The sequence below is a fragment of the Arenimonas sp. genome (genome assembly GCF_019459675.1).
In the GTDB taxonomy this organism is placed as follows: domain Bacteria; phylum Pseudomonadota; class Gammaproteobacteria; order Xanthomonadales; family Xanthomonadaceae; genus Arenimonas.
This window is the reverse complement of the sequence record NZ_JAIBFH010000133.1, coordinates 1-8,911: the sequence shown is the minus strand read 5'-3', so window position 1 is coordinate 8,911 and position 8,911 is coordinate 1. Positions and strand designations below refer to the sequence as shown.

Genomic DNA, 8,911 nt, shown 5'->3' with positions numbered 1-8,911 from the left:
GGGGGGGGCGAGGGCCCCCGCGGCCACCACCCGCCGGGCCTGGCGCCCGCGCGGCGGGTACGCCAGGGCGGCCGGGGGCGCAAGCCGCAGGCGGTTGGCGGCGCCCTGGTCGACGCGGGCGCTGGCCCGTTCGAACAGATCGCGCATGCCGGGGATGTTCGGGTCGTGGCTGGTCATCGCCAGTCCTCCAGTTGGAGCCGCAGGGCGGACATCGCCCTGGACAGGTGGGTCTTCACCGAGCCGTCGGAACAGCCCATGGCCGCTGCGGTCTGGGCAACGTCCAGGCCCTGCAGTTCGCGCAGCAGGTAGGCCTCGCGCTGGCGCCGCGGCAGCTTGCGCAGCGCGCGTCCCAGCGCGGCCCAAGCCTCGCCGGCGGCGTGGCGGCGGGCCGGATCCTCACCCGGGTCGGGCAGCATCTCCAGTGGGTCCTCGCTGGGCTCGGGGCTGCGGCCCAGCACGGCCAGGAAGCGGCGGCGCACGGTGTCGCGCCTGTGGCGGTCGGTGACCTGGCTGCGAAGGATGCTCCAGAACAGCGGCGTCCACTCTTCGGCGGGGCGTTCGCGGTAGGCCACCAGCTTGATCATGGCCTCCTGCACCGCGTCCAGCGCGTCTTCGCGATGTCCCAGCGCCAGCTCGGCCATGCGGAAGGCACGACGCTCCACCCCGGCCAGGAACTGGTCCAGGCTCTGGGTGGTCGCGGCGGGAGCAGCGTCAAAAGGCATCACGCGTGGGGCATCAAGGCCGGTCATGACGACTTATAACGCATCAGGCCGGACCCGGTTGACGAGGTCCCCGGCGCGGGCGGGCCCGCCAGCCGCCATCGCCGACCCCTAGCCGGCGTTCAGACTATGGTTATGATGCAAGCGTTCGCGCATTCGCGTGGGGAGGGGACATGGACGGTTTCGTCGCGCTCTACATCTTCGTGCTCGCTGCCTTCACCGGCTACGAGATCATCGGCCGGGTGCCGGTGATCCTGCACACGCCGCTGATGTCGGGCTCCAACTTCGTGCACGGCATCGTGATGATCGGCGCGATGGTGGTGCTGGGCCATGCCGACACCACCACCGAGAAAGTGATCGGCTTCCTCGCCGTGCTGATGGGTGCAGGCAATGCCGCCGGCGGCTACGTGGTCACCGAGCGCATGCTTGAGATGTTCAAGTCGTCCAAGAAGCCCGGAGGCGGCGCATGAGCGACTGGATGATGATCCTGGTCAAGGCCAGCTATTTCGTTGCGGCGCTGCTGTTCATCCTGGGCATCAAGCGCATGGCGTCGCCGGTGACGGCGCGCAGCGGCATCCAGTGGGCGGGCGTCGGCATGGTGGTCGCCACCGTGGCTACTTTCCTGCTGCCGGGGCTTGAGAACATCGGGCTGATCGCCCTGGCGGTGTTCCTGGGCACGCTGGTGGCGTGGGTCTCGGGAAAGCGCGTGGCCATGACCGACATGCCGCAGATGGTGGCGCTATACAACGGGCTGGGCGGTGGTTCGGCCGCCGCCATCGGCGCGGTGGAGCTGCTCAAGTTCTCCGATGCGGGCATGGCGCCATCGCAAACCGTGCTGGTGCTTGCGGTGGTGGGCGCACTGATCGGTTCGATATCGCTCACCGGCTCGGTGATCGCCTGGGCCAAGCTCGACGGCCGCATGGACAAGCGCTTCACCTTCCCGGGCCAGCAGGCGTTCAACGCCCTGGTGTTCCTGGTCGCCATCGTATTGGGCGCGCTGACGGTTTACGGGCTGGAGCAGCCGGTCATCATCGGCTTCTTCGTTGCCGCGCTGGCGGTGGGCATCCTGATGACGCTGCCCATCGGCGGCGCCGACATGCCGGTGGTCATCTCGCTCTACAACGCGCTGACCGGCCTGGCCGTGGCCTTCGAGGGCTACGTGCTGCAGAACGAGGCCCTGATCATCGCCGGCATGGTGGTGGGCGCGGCCGGCACCATGCTCACCCAGCTGATGGCCAAGGCCATGAACCGGTCGATCGCCAGCGTGCTGTTCGGCAGCTTTGGCCAGACCGGCGAAGCGGCGGAAATTGCCGGCGCGCAGAAGCCCATCGAAGCGGGCGACGTGGCCGCGATGATGGCCTATGCCGAGCGCGTGGTGATCGTGCCCGGCTACGGCCTGGCCGTTGCCCAGGCGCAGCACAAGGTCTGGGAGCTCACCCAGGTGCTGATGAAGCGCGGCGTGAAGGTGCGCTTCGCCATCCATCCGGTGGCCGGGCGCATGCCCGGGCACATGAACGTGCTGCTGGCGGAAGCGGGCGTACCTTATGACCTGATCGCCGACATGGACGACATCAACCCCGAGTTCCCGAACACCGACGTGTCGCTGGTGATCGGCGCCAACGACGTGGTCAACCCGGTGGCCAAGACCGATCCGGCGTCGCCGATCTTCGGCATGCCGATCCTGGACGTGGTGAACTCCAAGAACACCATCGTCATCAAGCGCGGCAAGGGCACCGGCTTCGCCGGTATCGAGAATGCGCTGTTCTACGCCGACAACACCCGCATGCTTTACGGCGACGCGGCAGCGGCCGTCAGCCAGCTGGTGGCGGAGCTCAAGTCGGTGGACGGCGGGCACTGACCGGGCAGGCAGGGGCCCGCCGCCAGGCGGGCTTCAACGTCCGAATCGCCAGGCCAGCACCAGCGCCAGCGCCGCAAACGCGACGTCCCAACCGTTGGTCATGTGCCTGACCAGTTCGCCGGCCAGCACCGGCCCCAGGCGCTGCGCCGATTCCAGCGGGCTCAGGCCCAGCAGCTGGCCCATCTGGGTGGCGGCCATCATCCAGTAGCTGAGCACGACGGCGGTCACGGTACCCAGGATGGCCAGGGCGGCGCGGATGCGCCCGGCGGGCGCCGCCGACAGCCTGAGCATCAGGGCCATGTCCAGCGCCGCAAGCGGCGCCAGCCAGCCGCAGGGGCTGCCCAGGAACATCGCCAGGGCCAGCCAGGCGGCGGTCATGCCCAGCACGCCTACGCACAGCGCCAGCAGGGGTATCAGCCACCGGCTGGGCGAACTTGGGCGATCGGAAGGGGGCAAGGCGGTTTCCAAGCGGGCTGGCGCGCTAAAATAGCCGCCTTTGCAGCCAGGCGATACCCGAGTGAGTTATTCCAGGACCAGCGAACCGGTGAAGTTCGAGCGCGACTGCCCCGCCGTGATGGTGCCGCAGGGCGAGGCCGTGACTCTCCCGCCCGGGACCAGCGGCTACATCACACAGGCTCTGGGCGGCTCGTTCACGGTATTCGTGGACGGCAACCTGTTCCGGATTGCCGGCGACGATGCCGATGCCATCGGAAAGCCGAAGCCGGCGCCCCTGGAACTTCCCGAGGGCGCGGGCGACGACGCGGTCGAGAAACTGGTCTGGGAACAGCTGCGCACCTGCTTCGATCCCGAGATCCCGGTCAACATCGTCGAGCTGGGCCTGGTGTACGACTGCGAACTGAGCCGCAACGATCAGGGTGATCGCACTGTCGCCATCCGCATGACGCTGACGGCGCCTGGCTGCGGCATGGGCGACATCCTGGTGGAGGACGTGCGCACCAAGGTCGAGCGCGTGCCGACGGTGGTGGATGTGGACGTGGACCTGGTCTTCGACCCGCCCTGGAACCAGGGAATGATGTCGGACGCGGCGCGCCTCGACACAGGCATGTTCTGACTCCGGGACGATGTCCGGAGGCTCTGGTTCGCGCAATCAACTGCTGCATTGCACCAGCGGCGCCGGCTTCCTGCGCCGCCCGGGCTGTACACAAAGCCCCGTATCTGTTGGTTTTTTCCTGGGCGGTTAGTAACGCTGTCGGGCCTATTGCAAGCCGGTCCGCCCGGCTTGACCTATGACTTCTGGCACGCTAGCGTCGGGCTGTCGTGAAGCAAGTGTGATCTGCATCACGCGTCCGGGTGGCATGAACTCCCTGATTCGACTCGAGGCCATTGATGGCCCGCGTGGGGAAAAGTTCTGGCCAGGGGACCCGGGGCAGGGATGCAAACACGGCCGTCACGCGGCCTTCGTTGTCATCAATTTTCGGGGAACCACCAACGTGATCAATAACTCTCGCAAGCTTCGTTTGCGCGGCATCGTCGCGGCCACCTCCCTTGCCCTCGCGGCGCAGGCCTCTTTCGCCGCCGGCGTCCAGCCCGCCCCGCGGGTTGACCTGAGCGCGATCCAATCGGACACGCAGTTCGACCGCTTCATCGTCAAGTACAAACAAGGCACGCCGGAAGCTTCCAGCCAGGCCGCGCTCAGCCGCTCCCTGCAGTCGGCCGCCGTCGGCGCCAACCAGCTGGGGCAGGCGTCGCGCGTGCAGCGCGGCGAGCGCTCCGCCGCCAAGCCGCTGGCCGCCAGCCACCTGCGCCGCATGGCCATGGGCGCCGACGTCGTGGCCTCGTCCCAGAAGCTCGGGCGCGCCGACGCCGAGACCCTGATGCGCCAGATCGCGGCCAACCCCAACGTCGAGTACGTGCAGATCGACCGCATCCTCAAGCACACCCTCACGCCCAACGACACCCGCTACGGCGAACAGTGGGGTTACACCGACGCCGACGCCGGCATCCGCGCCAACGAGGCGTGGGACGTTGCCAACGGCACGGGCATCATCGTCGCCGTGATCGACACGGGCTACGTGGCCCACTCCGACCTGGCCGCCAACATCGTGCCGGGCTACGACTTCATCATCGACACCGCGGTTTCGGCCGACGGCAACGGCCGTGATGCCGATCCGAGCGATCCGGGCGATGCGTCCGGTGGCCAGCCTTCCAGCTGGCACGGTACGCACGTGGCCGGCACCGTGGCCGCCGTGACCAACAACGCCAAGGGCGTCGCCGGTACCGCGTGGGGCGCCAAGGTCATGCCGGTGCGCGCGCTGGGCAAGGGCGGCGGCTACACCTCGGACATTGCCGACGCGATCATCTGGTCGTCGGGCGGCACCGTCAGCGGTGTGCCCACCCTGTCCGCCGCCAATGCAGCCGACGTGATCAACATGTCCCTGGGCGGCGGTGGTTCCTGCGACACCGCCACCCAGAACGCCATCAACAGCGCCGTCAGCCGCGGCACCACGGTCGTGGTCGCGGCCGGCAACAGCAATGCCAACGCTTCCGGCTTCTCGCCGGCCAGCTGCAACAACGTGGTGAACGTCGCCTCGATCACCAGCGCCAGCGCGCGTTCGAGCTTCTCGAACTACGGCACGCTGATCGACGTGTCGGCTCCGGGCTCGGGCATCCTGTCCACGCTCAACACCGGCACCGCGGGTCCGGGTACCGAGTCGTATGCGTCCTACAACGGCACGTCGATGGCATCGCCGCACGTGGCCGGCGCCGTTGCGCTGACCCAGAGCCGCCGCCTGGCCCTGGGCCTGGCGCTCTACACGCCGGCTGAAATGGAGGCGCTGCTCAAGTCCACGGCGTATCCGCTCTCGGGCGCGTGCTCGGGCGGCTGCGGCGCGGGCATCATCAACGCCAAGGCGCTGGTGGATGCGGCCGGTGGTGGCACCCCGCCGCCGCCCCCGCCGCCGCCGACCGGCGGCACCCTGACCAAGGGCGTCGCGGTTACCGGCCTTGCCGCAACCACCGGCAACTCGCTCAACTACACGATGGCTGTTCCGGCCGGAGCCACCAACCTGACCTTCACCATGTCGGGCGGCACCGGTGACGCTGATCTGTACGTGCAGTTCGGCACCGCGCCGACCGACACGTCCTACGTCTGCCGCCCGTACCTGGGTGGAAATGCCGAAACCTGCACCATTGCGGCGCCGTCGGCCGGCACCTACCACGTGCGCGTGAAGGCCTACTCGAGCTTCAGCGGCGTCAGCCTGGTCGGCAACTACACCGCCGGCGGCACTACGCCGCCGCCCACCGGCCCGGTCACGTACAGCAACACTGCCGACTACTCGATCCTCGACAACACGACGGTGGACAGCCCGATCACGGTGTCCGGCCGCACCGGCAATGGCCCGAGCAATGCCTCGATTGCGGTCAACATCGTCCATACCTACAAGGGTGACCTCAAGGTCGACCTCGTGGCTCCGGACGGCACGCTGTACAACATCCACAACCGCAGCGGCGGCAGCGCCGACAACATCGTCGGCACCTTCAGCCGCAACCTCACCAGCGAAGCGCTGAACGGTACCTGGAGGCTGCGGGTGAATGACAACGCCGGCGGCGACACCGGCTACATCAACAGCTGGACCATCACCTTCTGATCCATTGTTGAGTCCTGGATGCACCTGGACCCCGGCTTCGGCCGGGGTCTTTTTTTGTCGACAACCGCCTTCGCCACCCGCTTTGATCGCCCGGGAACGGGTCGCCGGGTGGGGTGATGCCGGGGGAAGTTTGCGCACTATGGTCACGGAGCCGGGAGGGTGGGTCCTGCGCCGGTCCAGGAGGGTTGCGCGTCGGCGTCCGCGGCCTACGGGAAAGTGGCTTTTTTAAGCACTTTGCGTGTGAAGGCCGGTGGAGCCCGAAGCCCCCCGCTGCCGCTCCCGCAGTGCGGCTTGACCGCCCACTTTTGTCACGCTAGCGTCGGCCGCGTGTCATGAAAATGTGTTTTGCGTCTCACCTCCGGGTGGTCAAGAATCCCTGCTTTCACCAGAGGCCGAAAAGGCCCGCGGGGGAAAGTTCTTGCCCAGGGGACCCGGGTCATGGATGAAAAGTACGGCCGCCCAGCGGTCATCGATGTATTCATTTTTCGGGGAACCACCTACGTGAGCAACAACACTCGCAAGCTTCGTTTGCGCGGCATCGTCGCGGCCACCTCTCTCGCCCTTGCAGCGCAGGCCGCTTTTGCCGCGGGCGCCCAGCCCGCACCCCGTATCGACCTGAGCGCCATTGAATCGGGCACCCAGTTCGATCGTTTCATCGTCAAGTACAAGGCCGGTACGCCGGAAGCCTCCAGCACGGGCGAACTCAATCGTTCGCTGCAGGCTGCGGCCGTCGGCGCCAACCAGATGGTCCAGGCCGCGCGCCAGCAGCCCGGCGAGCGTGCCGCGCCCGGCAAGTCGCTGGGCGCCAGCCATGTCCGCCGCATGTCGCTGGGCGCCGACGTCGTTGCCACCTCGCAGAAGCTCAGTGCGTCTGAAGCCGAAACAATGATGCGCCAGATCGCCGCCAATCCGAACGTCGAGTACGTCCAGATCGACCGCGTGATGACGCACATGCTCACCCCCAACGACACGCGTTACGCCGAGCAGTGGGGCTTTACCGATGCCGACGCCGGCATCCGGGCGAACACCGCCTGGGACGTGGCCAATGGTTCGGGCGTGATCGTGGCGGTGCTCGACACCGGCTACGTGGCCCACACCGACCTGGCTGCCAACATCGTGGCCGGCTACGACTTCATCACCAACGTGACCACGGCGGGTGACGGCAACGGCCGCGATTCCAACCCTGCCGATCCGGGCGACTATTCGGGCGGCAACCCGTCCAGCTGGCCCGGCACCCCCGGGGCGGGCACGGGGGCCGCGGTCACCAACAACGCCAAGGGCGTCGCCGGTACCGCATGGGGCGCCAAGGTGATGCCGGTGCGCGTGCTGGGTCGCGGCGGTGGTTCAACGTCCGACATCGCCGACGCCATCATCTGGGCTTCCGGTGGCGCCGTCAGCGGCGTGCCCACCCTTTCGGCGGCAGCGTCGGCCGACGTCATCAACATGTCCCTCGGCGGCGGCGGCGCGTGTGATGCCACCACCCAGGCGGCGATCAACAGCGCCGTCAGCCGCGGCACCACGGTGGTGGTGGCGGCGGGCAACAGCAACGCCAACGCGTCGGGCTTCACCCCGGCCAGCTGCAACAACGTGGTGAACGTCGCCTCGATCACCAGCGCCAGCGCACGTTCGAGCTTCTCGAACTACGGCACGCTGATTGACGTGTCGGCCCCGGGCTCGGGCATCCTCTCCACGCTCAACGCCGGCACCGCCGGTCCGGGCGCGGAGTCGTACGCCTCGTATAACGGCACCTCGATGGCATCGCCGCACGTGGCGGGAGCCGTGGCGCTGGTGCAGAGCCGTCGACTGGCCCTGGGCCTGGCGATGTACACCCCGGCGCAGGTGGAAGCGCAGCTCAAGGCCACGGCGTATCCGCTTTCGGGCGCGTGCTCGGGCGGCTGCGGTGCGGGCATCATCAACGCCAGGGCGCTGGTGGATGCCGCCGGTGGCACCACCACGCCGCCGCCGACCGGTGGCACCACCACGTATAGCAACACCGCCGACTACCAGATTCTCGACAACGCCACGGTGGACAGCCCGATCACCGTTTCAGGCCGCAGCGGCAATGCGTCCAGCACATCGTCGGTGTCGGTGAACATCGTCCACACCTACAAGGGTGACCTCAAGGTCGACCTCGTGGCTCCGGACGGCACGCTGTACAACATCCACAACCGCACCGGCAGCAGCACCGACAACGTCATCGGCACCTTCAGCCGCAACCTGTCGAGCGAGCTGCTCAACGGCACCTGGAGGCTTCGCGTGAACGACAACGCCGCTGGCGACGTCGGCTACATCAACAGCTGGTCGATCACCTTCTGATCCGGGGCTGACCCTCTGCAACGCCAGGACCCCGGCTTCGGCCGGGGTCTTTTTTGCGCGGCAGGCCCCGGCGTCACAATGTGACGTGGTGCTCAGTCCGGAAAGTGCCTGTTTTCATTGCCTTTGGTCTTTCCACGGCGCAGTCGGACCCCATGCGTCAGAATATGACGTCTATAAATCTTCGTAAAAACATGAAGTTACTGTGGACACGGTGAATTTTGTTCACTAAACTTGCGCCGTGAATCAGGGGGGCGGCCTGGGCTGGCTGATCAGGCGAGCCTAAGGCGTTCGGCGGCAGGCAAGGGGGACTCATGTCACGTATCGCTTTCGTGCCGCACGCCGGCGCACATACCCGTGCGGCCGCGTTCGGCGCCGCCGCCTCGCGGTGGGGGGTTTGTTTTTTTTTACCC

General features: G+C 67.5%; 8 protein-coding genes and 1 pseudogene. 6 read left to right on the top strand and 3 right to left on the bottom strand.

Annotated elements, in window-relative coordinates; all coding sequences use genetic code 11:
- Nucleotides 1-173 precede the first annotated feature (173 nt).
- Entirely contained in the window at nt 174-722 is a 549-nt protein-coding gene (locus tag K0M70_RS04805; protein ID WP_290779984.1) for an RNA polymerase sigma factor, read from the bottom strand.
- A 170-nt stretch (nt 723-892) separates the two neighbouring features.
- On the opposite strand from K0M70_RS04805, the gene K0M70_RS04800 reads away from it, so the two are divergent.
- Both K0M70_RS04800 and K0M70_RS04795 read left to right on the top strand, forming a co-directional pair.
- A complete protein-coding gene (locus K0M70_RS04800; protein WP_290779980.1) occupies nt 893-1,189 on the top strand; it encodes an NAD(P) transhydrogenase subunit alpha in 297 nt (98 codons plus the stop codon).
- Nucleotides 1,186-2,577 (top strand): NAD(P)(+) transhydrogenase (Re/Si-specific) subunit beta, encoded by a 1,392-nt coding sequence (locus K0M70_RS04795; protein ID WP_290779978.1) that lies wholly within the window; start codon nt 1,186-1,188, stop codon nt 2,575-2,577. Before K0M70_RS04800 ends, K0M70_RS04795 begins: the two co-directional genes overlap by 4 nt.
- A gap of 33 nt (nt 2,578-2,610) precedes the next feature.
- On the opposite strand, the gene K0M70_RS04790 is transcribed toward K0M70_RS04795, so the two are convergent.
- The gene (locus K0M70_RS04790; protein WP_290779976.1) at nt 2,611-3,033 is read right to left on the bottom strand and encodes a hypothetical protein; all 423 of its coding nucleotides are present in this window, start codon (nt 3,031-3,033) and stop codon (nt 2,611-2,613) included.
- Between the two features lie 61 nt (nt 3,034-3,094).
- Here K0M70_RS04790 and sufT point away from each other — a divergent pair, with 61 nt between their 5' ends.
- The 4 genes and pseudogenes from sufT (at nt 3,095) to K0M70_RS04770 (ending at nt 8,501) form a co-directional block, all read left to right on the top strand.
- The gene (gene sufT / locus K0M70_RS04785; RefSeq protein ID WP_290779973.1) at nt 3,095-3,649 is read left to right on the top strand and encodes a putative Fe-S cluster assembly protein SufT; all 555 of its coding nucleotides are present in this window, start codon (nt 3,095-3,097) and stop codon (nt 3,647-3,649) included.
- 355 nt (nt 3,650-4,004) lie between these two features.
- A pseudogene (locus tag K0M70_RS04780) lies at nt 4,005-5,810 on the top strand (S8 family peptidase); the annotation flags it as partial.
- An 84-nt stretch (nt 5,811-5,894) separates the two neighbouring features.
- Complete coding sequence (locus K0M70_RS04775) at nt 5,895-6,185, top strand: proprotein convertase P-domain-containing protein (protein WP_290779982.1); 291 nt, start codon at nt 5,895-5,897, stop codon at nt 6,183-6,185.
- A 501-nt stretch (nt 6,186-6,686) separates the two neighbouring features.
- Nucleotides 6,687-8,501, top strand: coding sequence for a S8 family serine peptidase (locus K0M70_RS04770; protein ID WP_290779971.1), 1,815 nt, complete (start codon nt 6,687-6,689; stop codon nt 8,499-8,501).
- Nucleotides 8,502-8,658: 157 nt separating this feature from the next.
- Here the strand turns inward: K0M70_RS04770 and K0M70_RS04765 are convergent.
- On the bottom strand, nt 8,659-8,911 hold a 253-nt coding region (locus tag K0M70_RS04765; RefSeq protein WP_290779969.1), incomplete at its 5' end, for a hypothetical protein.